The sequence below is a fragment of the Providencia sp. PROV200 genome (assembly GCF_049901995.1).
GTDB classification, from domain to species: Bacteria; Pseudomonadota; Gammaproteobacteria; order Enterobacterales; family Enterobacteriaceae; genus Providencia; species Providencia rettgeri_E.
This window is the reverse complement of sequence record NZ_CP096307.1, coordinates 4,012,237-4,032,462: the sequence shown is the minus strand read 5'-3', so window position 1 is coordinate 4,032,462 and position 20,226 is coordinate 4,012,237. Positions and strand designations below refer to the sequence as shown.

Below are 20,226 nucleotides of genomic sequence, written 5' to 3'. Positions count from 1 at the left end.
ATAGCACCCATATGAATTACCTTGTATTCCATTGCTCTTATCTTATATATCTAGCTTGTTAGTTCAGTATTGTGATATTTTTTGTTCAAAAACTGATGACATAATGATTTTAAATATGAAATTGAAAGTTTAGACGTTGAGTTATAGCAGTATTCAATATCTTCTGTTTCAATGTACTCTTCATATGAATTAAAGATAGTGCATAAACGAACATCATGAAATTCAATGTGTTTATATCTTTTGGATATAAAAATGAAGTGGGAGAAGGTTGGCATTGAGCAATTATGTGTTTTTTAATGCTAATTTGACCTTAAATTTGCGATATTGGGATGTATGTTGTCCTAAATGTACAAAAAACTATTGCTAATATTGTGTGTGTTTCTAATAATATGCCACACATCATCAAGATGAGTTGTAGCCAAATGTTAGAGCAATCTTAGTAATGGCTAGCACAAGATTTTTTTGCATTGCTGTTTGCTTCTAATGAAAATTAGCGATCAGCAGGGCAGTATAAAGTTAAACTGGCACTTATTAATAAGCTGCCGTCAATTTACGTTCATAGTTCGAGAATTACCCCGAGTTAAAGAACCCACCATTATGAATCTTACCGAATTAAAAAATACGCCAGTATCAGAATTGATTACGTTAGGCGAAAACATGGGGCTAGAGAACTTAGCCCGTATGAGAAAGCAGGATATTATTTTCTCTATTTTGAAGCAGCATGCGAAAAGTGGCGAAGATATTTTCGGCGATGGCGTACTGGAAATATTGCAGGATGGATTTGGTTTCCTCCGTTCAGCAGACAGTTCTTACCTCGCAGGCCCTGATGATATCTACGTTTCTCCTAGCCAAATCCGCCGATTTAACCTACGCACAGGTGACACAATTTCAGGAAAAATCCGTCCCCCTAAAGAAGGTGAACGTTATTTTGCCCTCCTGAAAGTCAACGAAGTTAACTTCGATAAACCTGAAAACGCACGTAGTAAAATCCTTTTTGAAAACTTAACTCCTTTACATGCTAACAATCGTCTGCGCATGGAACGTGGTAATGGTTCAACTGAAGATTTAACTGCACGTGTGCTGGATCTTGCGGCTCCAATCGGTCGTGGTCAACGTGGCCTGATTGTTGCTCCACCGAAAGCCGGTAAAACAATGTTACTGCAAAATATTGCAGCAAATATTGCTCACAATTATCCTGATTGCGTTCTGATGGTTCTATTGATCGATGAACGTCCTGAGGAAGTGACAGAAATGCAGCGTTTAGTTAAAGGTGAAGTCATTGCTTCAACTTTCGATGAGCCTGCAGCACGTCACGTTCAAGTCGCTGAAATGGTGATTGAGAAAGCGAAACGTCTAGTTGAACATAAAAAAGACGTTATCATTTTACTCGACTCTATTACGCGTCTAGCCCGTGCATATAACACCGTTGTACCTTCATCCGGTAAAGTATTAACCGGTGGTGTGGATGCGAATGCATTACATCGTCCAAAACGTTTCTTTGGTGCTGCCCGTAATGTTGAAGAGGGTGGAAGCCTGACAATCATTGCAACCGCACTGGTTGATACAGGCTCTAAGATGGATGAAGTTATTTACGAAGAGTTTAAAGGTACAGGTAACATGGAACTGCACCTATCTCGTAAAATTGCAGAAAAACGTGTTTTCCCTGCGATAGACTACAACCGTTCAGGTACGCGTAAAGAAGAGTTACTGACATCGCAAGATGAATTACAAAAAATGTGGATCCTGCGTAAGATTATTCACCCAATGGGCGAAATCGATGCCATGGAGTTCCTCATCAGTAAATTAGCGATGACAAAAACTAACGAAGAGTTCTTTGACTTTATGAAAAGAGCCTAACCGTTACCGTTAAAACTTTTCGTATTTTATAAAATAGGTGTCTGTTATGGCACCTATTTTTTTGTTTTTATACGCGGCGGTCGCACATAAAAATTAAAACATATCATATTAAGTAAAGCTCAATATTTTGCTGGCTGAATTTCAATGGATTAAGATGCTGTTTTATTGCTTTGTTTATAAATAACATTGAATAAATAGGCGATGTTTTTATTAAAACACTAATCATAAATGATAAAAACACCAACGCATATACGGTAACGTATTGAACTAAAAGATGAATGTTATTTTTATGTTTATTTTGTGATTAGTGCTAAATTTATTTGCATCACTTTATTATCTAATCATTAAATGCCTATTTAAGCATCAATCGGTTAACTCAATTTTGGAGTATTGCTTTTATGGCATGCATATTGCGCTTATTCAGTATAAAATTACGGATACTCTATTATTAAATCAAAAACACTAATAAAGTGTATGAACTAATAATGACAGGGATTTCTTCATGAATGAAGATTCGTCTTATAGCGGATTTGAGTACTAAGATGATAATGCATTGGCGTATGCTTATTTACTGGCATTCGCTAAAAAATTAGTTTTGAAAGTTAAATATAAAGATTAAGAGAGTCGAACAGTGGACACCATACACTTTGTAACCAATCTCTTCTACGTTTTCTTGTTTTCATTAGTTTTTATTTTTTTGGCTCGAGTTGTTGCAATAAAAATCGGGTTAGTTGATAAACCTAATTTCAGAAAGAAACACGTAGGATTAGTTCCTCTTGTTGGGGGAATTTCTGTTTTTTTTGGGATCTGTTTCGCATTTTATATTACAGGAGAATACATTCCTCATAAGTGGCTATACATCGCTTGTGCGGGATTACTCGTCTTTATCGGCGCATTAGATGATAGGTTTGACATTAGTGTGAAATTAAGGGCAGGTATCCAAGCGATCGTGGCTGTTGTGATGATGACAGCGGCAGGGTTGAAACTCGAATCACTTGGTCATGCCTTTGGTCCATGGGAACTCGTACTGGGTCCATTCGGTTATATCGTGACCTTATTTGCTGTATGGGCAGCAATTAACGCTTTTAACATGGTTGATGGTATTGATGGACTGCTTGGTGGTTTATCGTCTGTTTCCTTTGGCGCTCTCGGCTTTTTGTTATATCAAAACGGTAACTACGCGTTAGCATTTTGGTGTTTTGCCTTTATTGCCGCTATTCTTCCTTATATTCTTCTGAATTTAGGTGTGCTAGGTCGTCGTTTTAAAGTCTTCATGGGGGATGCGGGAAGTACATTGATTGGGTTCACTATTATTTGGATCCTTGTCGCTTCGACCCAAGAGGAAGTACATCCAATTAACCCAGTTACCGCTTTGTGGATTATTGCGATCCCACTAATGGACATGGTTGCCATTATGTATCGTCGTATTCGCAAAGGCATGAGCCCATTCTCACCAGATCGCCAGCACATTCACCATTTAATTATGCGTTCTGGCTTTACTCCAAAAGGAGCATTTGTACTGATTACCTTATCAGCGGCCGCTTTAGCGTGTGTTGGTATTATTGGTGAACACTTAACATTTGTACCTGAATGGGTAATGTTGGCATTATTTTTGCTTGTATTTATGATGTATGGTTACTGCATCAAACGAGCTTGGAAAGTCGCCCGTTTTATTAAACGAGTAAGACGTAGAGCACGCAGAGGAGCAGTACGGTAACGACAAAACGAAAATAGAGGTTCTGTGCAGTGAATAACTCAGAAACACAACCGAGTCAGTATCAATCGCCAATAGAGCCGGAATTGGATATCCGTGGTTTATGTCGCTCACTGTGGCAAGGTAAAATTTGGATCGTTGCATTTGCTGTTATTTTTGCAGCAATTGCTTTGGGAGCGTCCTATTTTATGCAGCCAAAGTGGAGTGCGACAGCAATTACGGATTTACCAACCGTCAATAATCTGGGAAGTTATTATTCTCAGCAACAATTTCTGCGCAACCTCGATTCCCGTATTAATACTACGGGGCAAGAAGGGCAATTACCAACAATCGCAAAAGAAGCTTATCAAGAATTCACAAAGCAGCTCGGCTCTTATGATACGCGTCGTCAGTTTTGGCTAAATACGGATTACTATAAGCAGCGTTTAGAGAATGACCCTAAAGCAGATGCCGCATTATTGGATGAGCTCATCAATGATATTGAGTTTACGCCAGCAGATGAAGTCAAAAATTTAACAGATAGCATTAAGTTAGTAGCGGAAACTTCCGCAGATGCGAACCAGTTACTACGTCAATATATTCAGTTCGCTAACCAACGTGCCACAGCTAATCTCAATGATGAAATTAAAGGTACATGGGCAACGAAAATGCAATCCATGAAGGCATTGGTTAAACGTGAAGATATGGTGGCAAAAGCTGCTTATGAACGACGTTTGAATGCTTTAGAACAAGCACTAAAAGTTGCTGAAAAACAAGGTATTGTACGTAATCAAAGTGCAACGCCTGTGGATGAAATTCCAGATTCTAAAATGTTTATGTTAGGTGCCCCTTTATTACAAGCACAGATTGAAACATTGAAAGCAACTGGGCCCGATCACGACAGTGATTACGATCAAAATATTGCCATGTTATCAACATTGAGCGTCGGGCCTACCCTCCAAGATAATTTTCAAGCATATCGCTATTTACGAACGCCTGAAGAGCCCGTTAAACGCGATAGTCCTCGTCGAGCCTTTATGATGGTTCTATGGGGAGCCATAGGAATGTTAGTAGGTGCCGGTGTGGTACTTGCTCGCCGCCGCCCATCTTGATTTTGGGATAAGCCACTGGTGAATTTACCAGTGGCATATAAAGTTATTAAGATTATACAAAGCAGCTCACTGCGAAAGATAAATATAAGAGAGTCACTGTGAAAGTATTGACTGTATTCGGCACACGACCTGAAGCCATTAAAATGGCACCACTGGTTCATGCATTAGCTGAAGATGCAGATTTTGAAGCTAAAGTTTGTGTTACAGCACAGCATCGTGAAATGCTAGATCAAGTACTGAAACTGTTTGAGATCATTCCAGATTACGATCTCAATATTATGAAGCCAGGGCAAGATTTAACGGATATCACATGTCGTATTCTTGAAGGGTTGAAAAGCGTTTTTGCTGATTTTCAACCGGATGTTGTTCTTGTTCATGGCGACACAGCAACGACGATGGCAACTAGCCTTGCGGCATTTTACCATCGTATACCTGTAGGGCACGTGGAAGCTGGGTTACGTACAGGAGACCTGTATTCCCCATGGCCTGAGGAAGCAAACCGTAAGATTGCTGGGCATTTAGCGATGTATCATTTCGCCCCAACCGAAAATTCACGCCAAAATCTGTTAAAAGAGTCTATTCCTGATAGCCATATTTTTGTCACCGGGAATAGTGTCATTGATGCGCTATTGTGGGTACGTGATAAAGTTATGAGCGACCAGCATATGATGGAAAAACTGGCTGCAAATTATCCGTTTATCGACCCCAATAAAAAAATGATTTTAGTCACAGGTCATCGCCGTGAAAGTTTTGGTGGCGGTTTTGAACGTATTTGTCATGCGCTAGCAGAAATTGCACAAGCACATCCAGATGTGCAAGTTGTTTACCCTGTTCACTTAAATCCAAATGTGAGTGAGCCTGTTAAACGTATACTGCATGATATTGATAATATTATTTTAATTAGTCCCCAAGACTACCTGCCGTTTGTTTATTTAATGAACCATGCTTATTTGATTTTAACAGACTCTGGCGGTATTCAAGAGGAAGCGCCTTCTCTCGGTAAGCCTGTTTTGGTGATGAGAGATACGACAGAACGACCAGAAGCGGTTGATGCAGGAACAGTTCGTCTTGTGGGAACAGATACACAAAAAATTGTGAAAGAAGTTAATCGGTTACTGACAGATGACGCGGAGTATCACGAAATGAGCCGCGCACATAACCCTTATGGGGATGGTCATGCATGTCAGCGTATTCTTGCAGCATTGAAAAGTAATCAGGTGAAATTATGAGTTTTGAAACTATTTCTGTTATTGGCCTTGGTTATATTGGTTTACCAACAGCAGCCGCCTTTGCATCACGTCAAAAACAAGTGGTTGGTGTCGATGTTAACCAACATGCCGTTGAGACTATTAACCAAGGTAAAATCCACATTGTAGAGCCAGAACTGGATATCGTGGTCAAAAAGGCGGTTGAAGAAGGCCATCTGAAAGCCTTTACTAAGCCGCAACCTGCAGATGCTTATCTGATTGCTGTGCCTACCCCATTTAAAGGTGAGCACGAACCTGACCTCGCGTATGTACGTGCTGCAGCTGAGTCTGTTGCTCCGGTGTTGAAGAAAGGGGATTTAGTCATCCTTGAGTCGACGTCGCCAGTAGGCACAACAGAGCAAATGGCAGAGTGGATGGCAGCTGCTCGCCCTGATTTAACTTTCCCCCACCAAGCAGGGGAAGATGCAGATATCGATGTGGCATACTGCCCTGAGCGTGTGTTACCGGGCCAAGTGATGGTCGAATTAATTAAAAATGACCGTGTTGTTGGTGGTATGACGCCAAAATCTTCTCTGCGCGCAAGTGAGCTATACAATATTTTCCTTGAAGGTGAGTGTGTAATTACTAACTCAAGAACCGCAGAAATGTGTAAGCTAACGGAAAATAGCTTCCGTGATGTGAATATTGCTTTTGCGAATGAATTATCATTAATTTGTGCGGAACAAGATATCAATGTGTGGGAACTGATCAGCCTTGCGAACCGCCACCCACGCGTTAACATCTTGCAACCCGGTCCGGGTGTTGGTGGGCACTGCATCGCGGTTGACCCATGGTTTATCGTTGCACAAAACCCGAAACAATCACGCCTCATTCATACCGCGCGTTTAGTCAATGATGGCAAACCTATTTGGGTTGTTGACCAAGTAAAAGCGGCGGTCGCTGATTGCTTAGTGGAAACAGGTAAAAAAGCCAGTGAAGTGACAATTGCCTGTTTCGGCCTGTCATTTAAACCGAATATTGATGATTTACGTGAAAGCCCAGCAATGCACATCACCAAAATGGTGGCGAACTGGAACCCAGGTAAAACGTATGCGGTTGAACCACACATCCATGAATTACCGACCTCTTTAAAAGGTATTTCTGAGCTGGTTTCGATTGAACAAGCCGTTAATGAAGCGGATGTGATCTTAATGTTAGTTGACCACAATGTGTTCAAAGGTATCCAAGGTTCTACAATCCCACAAAAATGGGTTGTGGATACAAAAGGAGTATGGCGTTGAAACGCATTTTAATCACTGGAGGCGCTGGTTTTATCGGCTCCGCAGTTGTTCGTCATATTATTGAGAACACGGATGACAGTGCGGTTGTGGTGGATTGCCTGACTTATGCAGGTAATTTAGAGTCCCTCACAATGGTTGCGAGTGACCAGCGCTATGCTTTTGAGCAGGTGAATATTTGTGATAGAGCTGCATTAGATGCTGTTTTTGAACAATATCAACCCGATGTCGTGATGCATTTAGCGGCAGAAAGCCATGTTGACCGTTCAATTGATGGCCCTGCGGCATTTATCGAAACTAATATTGTGGGCACTTACACACTGTTAGAAGCGGCACGTCATTACTGGTCTGCACTGAATGATGAGAAAAAAGCGGCTTTCCGTTTTCACCATATCTCAACAGATGAAGTGTATGGTGACCTAGAGGGGCCAGATGGTTTCTTCACAGAAACCACGCCTTATGCACCAAGTAGCCCTTATTCAGCCTCGAAGGCATCGAGTGACCATTTAGTTCGTGCATGGCAAAGAACCTATGGCCTGCCAACGATGATCACTAATTGTTCAAATAACTATGGGCCGTATCATTTTCCTGAGAAATTGATCCCTTTAATTATTTTGAACGCCTTAGCCGGTAAACCTCTGCCTGTTTATGGGAAAGGTGAGCAAATTCGTGACTGGCTGTTTGTTGAAGACCATGCACGCGCACTGCATTTAGTTGCGACAACCGCGCAACCTGGCACCACCTATAATATTGGTGGCCATAATGAGCGCCGTAATATTGACGTTGTAGAAACGATTTGTGATCTGCTTGAAGAGCTGCACCCGCAGAAGCCACAAGGTGTGGCGCACTACCGTGATTTAATCACATATGTGAAAGACCGGCCGGGGCATGATATGCGTTATGCCATTGATGCCGCGAAGATTGAGCGCGAATTGGGGTGGACGCCACAAGAAACCTTCGAATCAGGTATCCGCAAAACAGTGCTGTGGTATTTGAACAATGAAACGTGGTGGCGCCGCGTACAGGACGGTTCCTATGCGGGCGAACGTTTAGGTCTAGGAAATTAGGTGACAGTATGAAAGGTATTATATTAGCTGGAGGGTCGGGGACGCGTTTGCACCCTATTACTCGTGGTATTTCTAAACAGTTATTACCAATCTACGATAAGCCGATGATTTACTACCCGCTTTCTGTTCTGATGCTAGCGGGAGTTCGTGAGATTTTAATTATCTCTACCCCTGACGATTTGCCGATGTTTAAGCGTTTATTAGGGGATGGCCACGAGTTCGGGATTGAGCTGAGCTACGCAGAGCAGCCATCACCAGATGGCCTTGCGCAGGCGTTTATCATTGGTGAAGAGTTCATCAATGGTGATTCTTGCTGTTTAGTCTTGGGCGACAATATCTTTTTCGGTCATTCATTTAGCCCAAAATTGAAATCTGTTGCTGAACGAGTCAATGGCGCAACCGTTTTTGGTTACCAAGTGATGGATCCTGAGCGTTTTGGGGTCGTGGAATTTGACGATAATTTTAAAGCACTGTCGATTGAAGAAAAACCGGTTAAACCTAAATCGAATTGGGCAGTGACAGGGCTGTATTTCTATGATTCACAAGTGGTTGAATTTGCTAAACAAGTTAAACCTTCTGAACGTGGCGAGTTAGAGATTACGTCGATTAACCAAATGTACTTAGAACGTGGCGAATTAAACGTTGAATTGCTCGGTCGTGGTTTTGCTTGGTTAGATACAGGCACTCACGATAGCCTCATTGAGGCGGGTACCTTTGTGCAAACGGTTGAAAAACGTCAAGGTTTCAAAGTTGCTTGTTTGGAAGAAATTGCGTGGCGTAACGGCTGGCTGACAGATGAACAAGTCGCTTTTTCAGCACAACAGCTGAAAAAAACAGGTTATGGGCAATACTTAGAGGATTTATTACGTGTCCGTCCGCGCCAGTATTGAGAGCTTGCCATGGGAGAGCGAATTTTTTCATCGTTCAACGGCAAAGTTGAATTTTACGGGGGATAATCTCGAAACCCTCCTTGCTTATCAAATAAATGAATACGATATCGTGCAAGCAAAAGTCGCTGCGTCTGAAACGCAGTTGATTGACGATTTAGCCGGTATGGGGTTTTCATTTGTTGAAGGTGAAATCGATTTCGCGCTGACTATTGGCACAGAAAATGCTTATTTAAAAGCGGGTTTAACAGCGGAAGATCACGTTGTTGCTGCACAAGTGGGTGATATCCCTGCGCTGCGACAAGCCGCTGAGTCTGTCTTTAGCAAAAGCCGCTTTAGAGCACCTTGGTACCGTGATGGTGATAGCGGGCAGTTTTATGCGTTGTGGATAGAAAAATCAGTTCTGGGTACGTTTGACCACACTTGTTTACTGGTTAAAGATGTGTCTGGTGCGATATTGGGCTTTGTGAGTTTGCGGCACCTTGATGCAGAAACTGCACGGGTTGGCCTACTCGCGAAAATGCCAGAAGCGAAAGGGCAAGGTGTGGGGCGTAAGTTGATGTCAGCAGCATTTAATTGGTGTGTGGAACACCAAAAAAGACAGTTAAATGTGGCCACGCAAATCAGTAATGTTGCGGCATTAAATCTTTATTCACGTAGCGGTGCAGCAATTGCCAGTACCGCCTATTGGTTATACAGGGGACAACATGATTCCATTTAATAAACCACCCGTTGTAGGTACTGAATTAGAGTATATGAGACAAGCCATGGAAAGTGGCAAACTGTGTGGTGACGGTGGCTTCACGAAACGTTGTGAAGAATGGATGGAAAAACGGTTTAATTGCCCGAAAGTGCAGTTAACGCCATCTTGTACGGCTTCATTAGAAATGGCGGCGATCCTGATTGATACCAAGCCGGGTGATGAGATCATCATGCCAAGTTTTACTTTTGTATCAACCTCTAACGCATTCGTGTTACGTGGCGCAAAAATCGTATTCGTTGATATCCGCCCTGATACCATGAATATTGATGAAACTAAAATTGAAGCCGCAATCACTGAACGTACGCGCGCTATCGTTCCTGTCCACTATGCAGGTGTTGCTTGTGAGATGGACACCATTATGGATATCGCGAAAAAACACAATTTATTTGTGATTGAAGACGCGGCACAAGGTGTGATGTCGACCTATAAAGGCAAAGCACTGGGCACTATCGGCCACATCGGTTGTTATAGCTTCCATGAAACGAAAAACTACTCTTCAGGCGGTGAAGGTGGAGCAACGCTTATCAATGATAAAGACTTGATTAGCCGTGCCGAAGTGATCCGTGAAAAAGGGACGAATCGTAGCCAATTTTTCCGCGGCCAAGTGGATAAATACACATGGCGTGACATCGGCTCAAGCTACTTATTGTCTGATTTACAAGCCGCTTATTTATGGGCGCAGTTAGAAGAAGCCGACAAAATTAATGATCGCCGTTTACTATTATGGAAACGTTATGATGAAGCGTTGCAGCCATTGGTTGATGCGGGACGTTTAGTCTTAGCGACGGTGCCAGATGGCTTGAAACACAATGCTCATATGTTTTATATCAAACTTAAAGATATCGACGAGCGTACTGAATTCAATGACTATATGAAATCCCATGGCATTTTGACGGTATTCCACTATGTTGCATTACACACAAGCCCTGCGGGTATCGAGTTTGGTCGCTTCCATGGCGAAGATAAGTATACGACATCAGAAAGTGACCGCTTAGTGCGTTTACCGATGTTCTACAACATGACAGATGACGAACAACAAGTTGTCATTGAGCGAATTAAAGCGTTCTTTGCCTAATGTCATTAGCTAAAGCATCGGTTTGGACTGCTGGGTCTACCCTGATTAAAATCGGGGTAGGCCTGTTAATCGTTAAGTTATTTGCAGTCTCATTTGGCCCCAGCGGTGTGGGGCTGGCGGGTAATTTCCGCCAATTGATTACGGTACTCGGAGTATTATCGGGCGCAGGGATTTTTAATGGTGTCACCAAATATGTCGCAGAGCACCACCAAGACCCACTGAAATTGCGTGCAGTGTTGGGGACCTCATCGACGATTATCCTTGGGTTTTCGACCTTATTAGCAATTATCTTTTTACTGTGTAGCCCGGTCATTAGTGAGGCGCTATTTGATAGCGTGAAATATAGCTCAGTTATTCAAATGGTTGCTTTGATCCAAATGGGGATCGGTTACGCCAACTATTTCTTAGCTATCTTAAAAGGGTATCGAGACGCTTCAGGTAATGCATTGGCCATTATTTGGGGTAGCATAATTGGCGTGGTTGCTTATTATTTATGCTATCTAGTTGGCGGGTATGAAGGCGCACTCGCAGGATTGGCATTAGTGCCAGCACTCGTGGTACTGCCTGCGGCAGGGATGATAATTAAACGTAAGCAATTTGCGTTGTCATCATTGAAACCCGCATGGGACAAAGCAATTGCGACTAATTTAGGCAAGTTCACCGTCATGGCGATGCTAACCGCAGTTACGTTGCCAGTCGCTTATATCATGATGCGAAACCTGCTCGCCCAAACCTATAGTTGGGATGAAGTGGGGCTATGGACCGGTGTGACCACCATTTCAGATGCCTATTTGCAGTTTATTACCGCGACATTTTCAGTGTATTTGTTGCCGACGTTATCGCGTTTGCAGCATAAAAATGAAATCACAGCAGAGATTGTTAAAGCATTGAAATTCGTTTTACCAGCCGTAGCGGTTGTCAGTTTTACGGTTTGGTTATTACGTGATTTTGCGATTTGGTTGCTGTTCTCAACAGAATTTACAGGGATGAGAGACCTGTTTGCATGGCAACTGGTCGGTGATGTATTGAAAGTGGGGGCTTACGTATTTGGTTACTTGGTTATTGCCAAAGCCGCATTGCGTTTTTATGTCCTCACTGAAGTTAGTCAGTTTATATTATTAACGGGCTTTGCCCATTGGCTAATCCCTGAACATGGCGCAGTAGGTGCAACTCAGGCTTATATGGCCACTTATATTGTCTATTTCACTTTATGTTGTTGCGTATTTTTGATTTACCGTAGGCGAGCATGACAACCTTAATACATGTACTGGGATCGAACCTCCCACACCACAATCAGACGGTACTGACGTTTTTTAATGACGTAATCTACCGAGAGATGGCGCCATCATCAACACCGCATTTTATGGTCGTAAGCGACGATGTGCAGCTTGCTGACGCTTATCCTCAGCTAAAAATAGATGTTTTTGCGAATAAACAGGCTATTGCTAATAGCGTCATACAACGCGCCAAGGCAGATCGGCGTACTCGTTTTTTCTTTCATGGGCAATTCAATGCGCCTATTTGGTTAGCGCTGTTATTTGGCCAAATCAAATCCCATCAGTTTTGGTGGCATATATGGGGAGCAGATCTCTATGAAGAGTCTAGCTCACTGAAATTTAAGTTATTCTATATTTTACGTCGCCTAGCGCAGAAAAAAGTGGGGCACGTGTGTGCGACACGCGGGGATTTGTGCTATTTCCACCAGTCGAACCCTAAAGTGCCTGCCTCCGTGTTGTATTTTCCAACACGAATGGACCCCGCATTGACAATAAGCGAGCCCAAAGCACGTGAAGGCTCTCAACTGACGATTCTGCTGGGTAACTCAGGTGACCGTTCTAATCGTCATGTAGAGGCGCTGAGTGCGATTAAACAGCAATTCGGTGATGAGGTTAAGGTGATTGTCCCAATGGGCTATCCTGCAAATAACCAAGGCTATATTGAACAAGTCGAACAGGCTGCAAATAGTGAATTTACTTCAGGGCAAGTGGAAATTCTGAAAGAGCGCATGGAGTTTAGCGAGTACCTTAATCTGCTCAAATCCTGTGATCTTGGTTATTTTATTTTTAATCGCCAGCAAGGGGTGGGGACGGTTTGTTTGCTGATCCAATTTGGTATTCCGTTTGTCATCAGCCGTCAAAATACGTTCTGGCAGGATTTAACCGCTCAAAATGTCCCTGTGTTTTTCTATGGTGACAACCTGACGATACCGCTGGTGGACGAAGCTCAGCGCCAAATGAGTTTATTAGATAAACACCATATTGAATTTTTTGCTCCTAACTTTACTGAGGGCTGGAAAACCGTTCTCAGAGCCCTGGAGGAGCGAGCATGACGCTGACGGAATTAGGCGGCTTAGCACTGGTCTACCTGATATCAATTATTTTTATTGGTACTTTGCTATACAAAGAATTTTTACGTGCTCGGTTTAACTTCAATATTTTCTTTTCAATGCTGTATTTATTGACGTTTTACTTTGGTTTCCCATTAACCTGTGCGTTAGTGTTTCAATTTGATGTTGCGGTTGTGAAGGCGGATTACTTACTCTATGCGCAGCTAGCGGCAACCAGTTTTTATGCGATTTATTATGTCGCCTATAAAACACGGCTGTCTAGGCAACCGGATGCACCACGACGTGCGTTGTTTAGCATGAACAAAGTGGAAACGAATCTAACCTGTCTGTTATTGATACTGATTGCTGTTGTGACAGTAGGTATCTTTTTCATGCAGAACGGTTTTTTGCTGTTTAAGTTAAAATCCTATAGCCAAATTTTCTCCAGCCAAGTTTCTGGCGTGGCATTAAAACGCTTTTTCTATTTCTTCATTCCTGCAATGTTGATTGTTTATTTCTTGCGGCCAACACAGAAACGCTGGATTTTCTTCCTTGTTAGTACCGTCGCATTTGGTTTCTTAACCTATGTTATCGTCGGGGGAACAAGAGCGAACATCATTATTGCCTTCGCGCTGTTCTTATTTATTGGGATTGTCAGAGGTTGGATTACGCTGTGGATGTTAGCCGCGGCTGGGGTCGCCAGTATTGTAGGGATGTTCTGGTTAGCCTTAAAACGCTATGGGCTAGATGTTAGCGGTGCCGAAGCGTATTACACTTTCTTGTACTTAACGCGGGACACATTCTCCCCGTGGGAAAACTTAGCATTGCTGCTGAGTCATTACGATGAGATGGATTTTCAAGGCCTAGCGCCAATTATTCGTGACTTTTATGTTTTCATTCCTTCTTGGGTTTGGCCTGAACGTCCAGATACGGTATTGAACTCTGCCAATTATTTTACGTGGGAAGTACTCAACAACCATTCAGGACTGGCAATTTCGCCAACACTAATTGGTTCATTGGTAGTGATGGGCGGAGTGATTTTTATACCACTCGGCGCCATCGTTGTGGGGCTTATCATCAAATGGTTTGATTGGATCTATGGCATGAGCCTGAAAGAACCGAATCGCTATAAAGCTGCCATTATGCAGGCATTTTGTTTTGGCGCAATTTTCAACATTATTGTTTTAGCGCGTGAAGGCGTAGATTCTTTCGTCTCACGGGTGGTTTTCTTCTGCTTAATATTCGGACTGTGTCTGGTGTTAGCAAAATTACTGTATTGGTTATTTGAAAGTGCGGGGCTTATTCGCATAAAAACAGCTTCTTTTTTTAGAAGCCAACAGCGTGAAAGCCGCTAAAGGAGTATCATGGAATCGTCATCAACTCAGTCTTCATCCGTTACACAGTCATCTGTTCCACAATATCGTATTCGTGGTCATAATATTTGGGGCTTCAAAAATATGGCCCATTTCTTAGACTACCTTTTTGCGGGTGGGGAAACGAAAACGGGAACACTTGTTGCGATTAATGCAGAAAAAGTGATGATCGCTGAACAAGATACCGCTTTAAATACGTTATTAGGCCAAGCCGAATATTTATACGCTGACGGAATTAGTATTGTCCGTGCTATTCGTCGTAAATACCCACAAGCAGAAGTTTCCCGTGTGGCTGGTGCTGACTTATGGGAAGGGTTAATGGAAAGGGCGGGTAAAGAAGGGACGCCTGTTTTCTTAGTTGGCGGCAAACCAGAGATCCTAGAACAAACAGAAAGCAAGCTACGTTCCCAGTGGAATGTGAACATTGTAGGTTCGCAAAACGGCTATTTTACGGCTGAAGATCGAAATGCCTTGTTCGAACGTATTCGGGCAAGTGGGGCCAAAATTGTGACAGTTGCAATGGGCTCCCCGAAACAAGAAATTTTTATGCGGGATTGCAGAAGTGTGTACCCAGATGCCTTATATATGGGCGTTGGAGGGACCTATGATGTGTTTACAGGGCATGTTAAGCGCGCACCGAAAGTTTGGCAAAACTTAGGGCTGGAATGGTTATATCGCTTATTATCTCAACCTTCCCGTATTACTCGTCAGTTTAAATTGTTGAAATTTTTAGGTTACTATTACGGTGGTAAGCTATAAATTTTTTAGTGATTTGATTTTTATTGTTATTTTCACTAGGTTTCACTCACGGTAAGTGGGCTTAACAGGCCGACTTACCGTTCTTACGGTTCCGAATTGCTGGTCTCTTCCTTCAAATATTTCTATAATCCCTCAAAAATAAGTATGTTCGCATCAGTTTGTGCTCAATCTTGCGGCTATGGCATTTTTTTAATCGACTAATTGATTCTTTCCGAATAATTGCAGTGATTATTATTAACTGAGCTTCAATTAAAACTGCAGTTTTAATTTCTAATTTTGACAGGGGTATGTATGGGAAATCCACAACAGGGGCTTCAACGTGGGTTAGAAGCACGCCATATCGAGCTTATTGCGCTCGGTGGAACTATTGGCGTTGGGTTATTTATGGGATCAGCCAGTACGCTAAAATGGGCGGGCCCTTCTGTTTTACTGGCTTATATCATCGCAGGAATTTTTGTTTTCTTCATTATGCGCTCAATGGGGGAAATGCTATTTCTTGAACCTGTAACGGGTTCTTTTGCTTCGTTTGGTTATAAATATTTGAGTCCATTTTGGGGATGTCTCACCGCGTGGGGCTACTGGTTTATGTGGGTGGCCGTCGGTATTTCTGAGATTACAGCCATTGGTGTATATGCGGAATATTGGTTCCCTGATGTGCCTCAATGGATTTTTGCCATTATCGCAGTGGTATTAGTGGCATTAGCTAACTTAGCCGCTGTACGGCTGTATGGAGAGCTTGAGTTCTGGTTTGCCATGATCAAAGTGACCACGATTGTGGTGATGATTTTAATTGGCTTAGGGCTGATTTTTTTTGGTCTAGGTAATAACTTTGAGCCGATTGGGCTTGCGAACCTTACCGAACATGGTGGTTTCTTTGCCGGGGGCTGGAAAGGCTTCTTATTTGCTTTGTGTATCGTTGTGGCCTCTTATCAAGGGGTTGAGCTAGTTGGGATCACTGCGGGTGAGGCGAAAAATCCGCAAGTCACGTTAAGAAAGGCGATCAATAATATTTTATGGCGCATATTAATTTTTTATGTGGGCGCTATCTTTATTGTTGTAACGCTGTTTCCGTGGACTGAAGTGGGTTCACAAGGTAGCCCATTTGTTCTCACCTTTGCAAAAGTGGGAATTGTGTCAGCCGCTGCAGTAATTAATTTTGTGGTATTAACCGCAGCGTTATCTGGATGTAATAGTGGGATGTATAGCGGTGGGCGAATGTTGTATGCCTTAGCGCAAAATAAACAGTTACCTCGCTCATTATTGAAATTAACAAAAAATGGCGTACCGGCGCGTTGTGTGGGCTTTACTATCCTTTGTTTAGTGGCTGGGTCAAGCCTGAATTACATCATACCGAATCCAGAGAAAGTCTTTGTGTATGTCTATAGTGCGAGTGTGTTACCCGGAATGGTGCCTTGGTTAGTGCTATTGACCAGCCAAATCCGTTTTCGCCAACAAAACAGAGAAAAACTCATTGGACACCCTTTCAAATCGATTCTTTTTCCATGGGTTAACTATGCAACCTTGCTCTTTTTAGCCTGTGTTTTGGTTGGAATGGCGATTAACCCTGATACTCGCTTATCTTTAATCGTGGGCGCTATCTTTTTAGGGGGCGTTTCCCTGCTTTATTTTATCATTCGTCTGTTCAATAACCGTAAGGCAAAAGTGTAATCGCCGTTTTTTGCCTGATTTTTATTAACGGTACAGTGAAAAAGAGAGTAAATATGCTCTCTTTCTCGACGAAATGGATAAAAGGCAAGCAATCGATATTTTTATTTCAAAAAGGACTAGACAGCAGGAGGATAAATCCGTACTATCCTCTCCCGCAACGGCGTTAAGCGCCCGTAGCTCAGCTGGATAGAGCGCTGCCCTCCGGAGGCAGAGGTCTCAGGTTCGAATCCTGTCGGGCGCACCAGTTTTAGCGCTTCGCTACGGTTGGCAAAATGACGTTGTATGTAGTAATATAGCAACGCTTTGAAAAAAGTGAAGTTATGGTGGCTATAGCTCAGTTGGTAGAGCCCTGGATTGTGATTCCAGTTGTCGTGGGTTCGAGTCCCATTAGCCACCCCATTTTTTTGTGATATTGCGAGGGTGGCGGAATTGGTAGACGCGCTAGCTTCAGGTGTTAGTGTCCTATGGACGTGGGGGTTCAAGTCCCCCCTTTCGCACCACGAAGAAATGTAATGAGTACTAAAAAATTCGGCGAGTAGCGCAGCTTGGTAGCGCAACTGGTTTGGGACCAGTGGGTCGGAGGTTCGAATCCTCTCTCGCCGACCAATTTAAAGAAACCCGTCTTAATCGACGGGTTTTTTGCTTTTTATATTTATACTTTTATATTCTCTTCATTCTTCAAGCCATGTTTTGTTGGCTGCGTTCAGCTACCCAGGTTACATACTTATGTATGTTCTTCGGGATATCTTCATTTGCCGTTTTAGCCATAATTAGAATTATCCAGAGCATATTCAGGTTTTTTTTCAATTAGTGACTGGGAATGGTTAATTACTTGTTTTTATTTGTAATTTAGTAGGTCATCTCGCTAGTGTCGTAGAATAGATACAATCTATTATATTGATGTCGCCAAAAGGCGACATATTACCTTTTGATTTATAAGTAAATATAAATAACTCATTTATGGTGTCTCTAAACTGCGACAAAATAGTACAGCAAGATATGGGCAACAAGAGCGTGCATTCTTTAATGTTAGAGAGGCTGACTTCCAAGAAGAAAAATTATGTGTAAAACCGGAGGGATGAGAGAGAAGTTAAAAGAGTGAGCTTAAAAAATATCATTTGAAAAAAGTTGGCATGCATTGTGCATTATTCTATATGTAGATGCTCATCTCACTTCTTATGACAGCGAAGCTTCATAAACCCAGAGATGACGCAAAGCCGATTATCGGTGCCTATTGTCCAACTTAGATGATCAAGAGCTCATCCTCTTACCATCAACGAACGGGCGAAACGTTGAGTGAGGCACCATCCGTCTGTAGACCTGATTGTATTTTACACCTGCCTTGTGCAGGTGTTTTTTTGTCTATACAAAACACTTGGCCCCCTAGAAAATCACTAAGAGGCTAAGAATAAGAGAGGTATTAGCTTCTACCTTTACTAAACCATTTACTAAACCAACGAGTAATATAGGTATAGCAGAGGATAATGAATGTAATAATGAAAATGTCTTTACTAAGATCTTCGGTATTAAAACCAATAATCATAATAAAAACAAAAGGTGATAATACTAACAGCAGAAGGTCAAAGAATATTTGTAAACGGTTTGGGGTTGCAATAATCCAGCACCAAATAGTTTTAATTACATTCATATCGATATCCCTAATTCATTCAAAGCAAAGATGTATATAAAGCTTTATACACTATGTGTTTATTTTATAACATAGCGGAATGTGTTTTGCTTATCCTTAAATAAAAATTATTGATTAAACATTGCGTTATTGATCTGTGATGTTGCCAATCATAAACCTCATATTCTCCTTTTATGATGATTTAATGCGATTAAAGCAATGCATTTAAATTGTTTTTTGTGTTTTTATTTGGGATGGTAAATGTAATTTCAGTTAAGCTTATGAATAAAAAAACTCCACTAAAATGAGTGGAGTTTTTAGAAAAGGCCAAACAAGCGTATTAGTTTCGTTCTTGTTTTAATGAATGGTTTAATGCATCTTGGCGAATTTTTGCCGCATCGCTAGGTTTATGTTGTTTGTCAAACGCATCGGCTAACCATGATGCATCCTGCACATCAAAACGTTGAGCCAAAGCAGCTTTAAAGTAGGTTTCTGCTTTGTCCCATTGCGCGTGTTGTAGCGACAAAACGCCTAATGTACTGTTGAGTAACGGGGTGGCACCGTTTTGTTTTTGCAGATGTAAAAGGGTTTTTTCGATAACTTCAGGGCGTTCACTGTTAAGTTTTGGCACTAACAGAAGCAAGCGTTCATCATATTGCTGTTTTAAGCCATCAATAATTATTTTTTCTGCACTTGCAATATCACCACATTCAATTAAATGTTCTGCTAAGAAAGCTTGCAATGCGGTTTCATGACGAACTCGGCGAGGCTGTGCTTTCCACCAAGCTTTTAGTCCATCACTACCCCCTTCAGCCATATATTGGTTCATCAGCCCTTTGTAAGCCTTTAATTTCAATGCATCGAGCTCATCTTCATTGTGTAATTGCACTTTGGCCATGACCGGGAGTAATTCAATCAGCGACTGGTAAGCACCTGAACGTAAGTAAGCTTGTTCCGCAAGACGTAAGACTTCAGGGTGCCTTGGAGCTTTGTCGAGAAGTTTATCGATGCCATTACGAGCAGCGTGGACTTCCCCTTCCGCTAATTGAATACGGACACGGCTGATATCAACAGGAAGTTGATCACTTCCCGCAGCTTCTGCGGCTCTATCTAAGTACTGGTGAGTGCGATATTCATCACCACGTTGTTGAGCGGCTTCAGCTGCCATTAGGTAGTTAATCACGGGTTGTTGAGAGAAATCAGCATGTTTGCTCATTAACTTTTCAACCTGTTCGAAATCACCTTCTGCTAATTTCAATAGCGCTTTTTGTGTTTGAGTATGTGCTTTGTGGTATTTACGGCCACTTACCCAACCTCGAGTACGCGATGTTGTACTAATAAAGCGGCGATAACACCAACCGAGGAACAACAGCACAAATTGGAGCAAGATAAAGCCTAAAACGAGGCTGGTTACACTGGTCGTAATGTCATAATTGTCAGTACGAATAAAAACATAACCTTGGTGACCTGCTAATAATGGGCCTAAGATCACCCCGGCAATAAGTACTATAAATAGGATCAGGACTTTTATCAT

15 protein-coding genes and 4 tRNA genes are annotated in these 20,226 nt (G+C 42.2%); 18 read left to right on the top strand and 1 reads right to left on the bottom strand.

What is annotated here, in order from left to right; all coding sequences use genetic code 11:
* The first annotated feature begins 597 nt into the window (after nt 1–597).
* From rho to M1E86_RS18535, 18 genes are all read left to right on the top strand, one after another.
* Nucleotides 598–1,857, top strand: coding sequence for a transcription termination factor Rho (gene rho / locus M1E86_RS18620; RefSeq protein WP_004915469.1), 1,260 nt, complete (start codon nt 598–600; stop codon nt 1,855–1,857).
* A 631-nt stretch (nt 1,858–2,488) separates the two neighbouring features.
* Nucleotides 2,489–3,574, top strand: coding sequence for a UDP-N-acetylglucosamine--undecaprenyl-phosphate N-acetylglucosaminephosphotransferase (gene wecA, locus M1E86_RS18615; RefSeq protein WP_102139866.1), 1,086 nt, complete (start codon nt 2,489–2,491; stop codon nt 3,572–3,574).
* Between the two features lie 29 nt (nt 3,575–3,603).
* A complete protein-coding gene (wzzE, locus tag M1E86_RS18610; protein ID WP_213913408.1) occupies nt 3,604–4,662 on the top strand; it encodes an ECA polysaccharide chain length modulation protein in 1,059 nt (352 codons plus the stop codon).
* A 98-nt stretch (nt 4,663–4,760) separates the two neighbouring features.
* Nucleotides 4,761–5,891 carry a non-hydrolyzing UDP-N-acetylglucosamine 2-epimerase gene (gene wecB, locus M1E86_RS18605; protein ID WP_125894351.1) on the top strand — a complete coding sequence of 377 codons (1,131 nt, stop codon included), beginning with the start codon at nt 4,761–4,763 and terminating at the stop codon, nt 5,889–5,891.
* Entirely contained in the window at nt 5,888–7,150 is a 1,263-nt protein-coding gene (gene wecC / locus M1E86_RS18600; RefSeq protein WP_213913407.1) for a UDP-N-acetyl-D-mannosamine dehydrogenase, read from the top strand. The genes wecB and wecC overlap by 4 nt, the downstream gene beginning before the upstream one ends.
* Nucleotides 7,141–8,214 (top strand): dTDP-glucose 4,6-dehydratase, encoded by a 1,074-nt coding sequence (gene rffG, locus M1E86_RS18595; RefSeq protein ID WP_213913406.1) that lies wholly within the window; start codon nt 7,141–7,143, stop codon nt 8,212–8,214. Before wecC ends, rffG begins: the two co-directional genes overlap by 10 nt.
* 8 nt (nt 8,215–8,222) lie before the next feature.
* Nucleotides 8,223–9,104 (top strand): glucose-1-phosphate thymidylyltransferase RfbA, encoded by an 882-nt coding sequence (rfbA, locus tag M1E86_RS18590; protein WP_125894345.1) that lies wholly within the window; start codon nt 8,223–8,225, stop codon nt 9,102–9,104.
* On the top strand, nt 9,082–9,822 hold the full coding sequence (rffC, locus tag M1E86_RS18585) for a dTDP-4-amino-4,6-dideoxy-D-galactose acyltransferase (RefSeq protein ID WP_213913405.1): 741 nt from the start codon (nt 9,082–9,084) through the stop codon (nt 9,820–9,822). The genes rfbA and rffC overlap by 23 nt, the downstream gene beginning before the upstream one ends.
* The gene (gene rffA / locus M1E86_RS18580) at nt 9,809–10,939 is read left to right on the top strand and encodes a dTDP-4-amino-4,6-dideoxygalactose transaminase (protein WP_213913404.1); all 1,131 of its coding nucleotides are present in this window, start codon (nt 9,809–9,811) and stop codon (nt 10,937–10,939) included. The genes rffC and rffA overlap by 14 nt, the downstream gene beginning before the upstream one ends.
* Complete coding sequence (wzxE, locus tag M1E86_RS18575; protein ID WP_125894339.1) at nt 10,939–12,189, top strand: lipid III flippase WzxE; 1,251 nt, start codon at nt 10,939–10,941, stop codon at nt 12,187–12,189. The genes rffA and wzxE overlap by 1 nt, the downstream gene beginning before the upstream one ends.
* Nucleotides 12,186–13,268, top strand: coding sequence for a TDP-N-acetylfucosamine:lipid II N-acetylfucosaminyltransferase (locus tag M1E86_RS18570; RefSeq protein ID WP_213913403.1), 1,083 nt, complete (start codon nt 12,186–12,188; stop codon nt 13,266–13,268). The genes wzxE and M1E86_RS18570 overlap by 4 nt, the downstream gene beginning before the upstream one ends.
* Nucleotides 13,265–14,620, top strand: a complete 1,356-nt coding sequence (gene wzyE / locus M1E86_RS18565; protein ID WP_125894335.1) for an ECA oligosaccharide polymerase — start codon at nt 13,265–13,267, stop codon at nt 14,618–14,620. Before M1E86_RS18570 ends, wzyE begins: the two co-directional genes overlap by 4 nt.
* A 9-nt stretch (nt 14,621–14,629) precedes the next feature.
* Entirely contained in the window at nt 14,630–15,397 is a 768-nt protein-coding gene (wecG, locus tag M1E86_RS18560) for a lipopolysaccharide N-acetylmannosaminouronosyltransferase (RefSeq protein WP_213913402.1), read from the top strand.
* A 291-nt stretch (nt 15,398–15,688) separates the two neighbouring features.
* Nucleotides 15,689–17,065: a bifunctional threonine/serine APC transporter ThrP gene (gene thrP, locus M1E86_RS18555; RefSeq protein ID WP_213913401.1), complete on the top strand. Its 1,377-nt coding sequence runs from the start codon at nt 15,689–15,691 to the stop codon at nt 17,063–17,065.
* Between the two features lie 167 nt (nt 17,066–17,232).
* A tRNA-Arg gene (locus M1E86_RS18550) sits at nt 17,233–17,309 on the top strand.
* A gap of 79 nt (nt 17,310–17,388) precedes the next feature.
* Nucleotides 17,389–17,464, top strand: a tRNA-His gene (locus tag M1E86_RS18545).
* Nucleotides 17,465–17,479: 15 nt separating this feature from the next.
* Nucleotides 17,480–17,565, top strand: a tRNA-Leu gene (locus M1E86_RS18540).
* Between the two features lie 29 nt (nt 17,566–17,594).
* Nucleotides 17,595–17,671 (top strand) — tRNA-Pro (locus tag M1E86_RS18535).
* 1,361 nt (nt 17,672–19,032) lie between these two features.
* Here the strand turns inward: M1E86_RS18535 and hemY are convergent.
* The gene (gene hemY, locus M1E86_RS18530; RefSeq protein ID WP_125894327.1) at nt 19,033–20,226 is read right to left on the bottom strand and encodes a protoheme IX biogenesis protein HemY; all 1,194 of its coding nucleotides are present in this window, start codon (nt 20,224–20,226) and stop codon (nt 19,033–19,035) included.

What these genes read in the sequence shown, in the direction of transcription:
- rho (WP_004915469.1), top strand. Translation starts at nt 598, where the DNA reads ATGAATCTTACCGAATTAAAAAATACGCCAGTATCAGAATTGATTACG.
- wecC (WP_213913407.1), top strand. Translation starts at nt 5,888, where the DNA reads ATGAGTTTTGAAACTATTTCTGTTATTGGCCTTGGTTATATTGGTTTA.
- rffG (WP_213913406.1), top strand. Translation starts at nt 7,141, where the DNA reads ATGGCGTTGAAACGCATTTTAATCACTGGAGGCGCTGGTTTTATCGGC.
- rfbA (WP_125894345.1), top strand. Translation starts at nt 8,223, where the DNA reads ATGAAAGGTATTATATTAGCTGGAGGGTCGGGGACGCGTTTGCACCCT.
- rffA (WP_213913404.1), top strand. Translation starts at nt 9,809, where the DNA reads ATGATTCCATTTAATAAACCACCCGTTGTAGGTACTGAATTAGAGTAT.
- wzxE (WP_125894339.1), top strand. Translation starts at nt 10,939, where the DNA reads ATGTCATTAGCTAAAGCATCGGTTTGGACTGCTGGGTCTACCCTGATT.
- M1E86_RS18570 (WP_213913403.1), top strand. Translation starts at nt 12,186, where the DNA reads ATGACAACCTTAATACATGTACTGGGATCGAACCTCCCACACCACAAT.
- wzyE (WP_125894335.1), top strand. Translation starts at nt 13,265, where the DNA reads ATGACGCTGACGGAATTAGGCGGCTTAGCACTGGTCTACCTGATATCA.
- wecG (WP_213913402.1), top strand. Translation starts at nt 14,630, where the DNA reads ATGGAATCGTCATCAACTCAGTCTTCATCCGTTACACAGTCATCTGTT.
- thrP (WP_213913401.1), top strand. Translation starts at nt 15,689, where the DNA reads ATGGGAAATCCACAACAGGGGCTTCAACGTGGGTTAGAAGCACGCCAT.
- hemY (WP_125894327.1), bottom strand. Translation starts at nt 20,226, where the DNA reads ATGATAAAAGTCCTGATCCTATTTATAGTACTTATTGCCGGGGTGATC.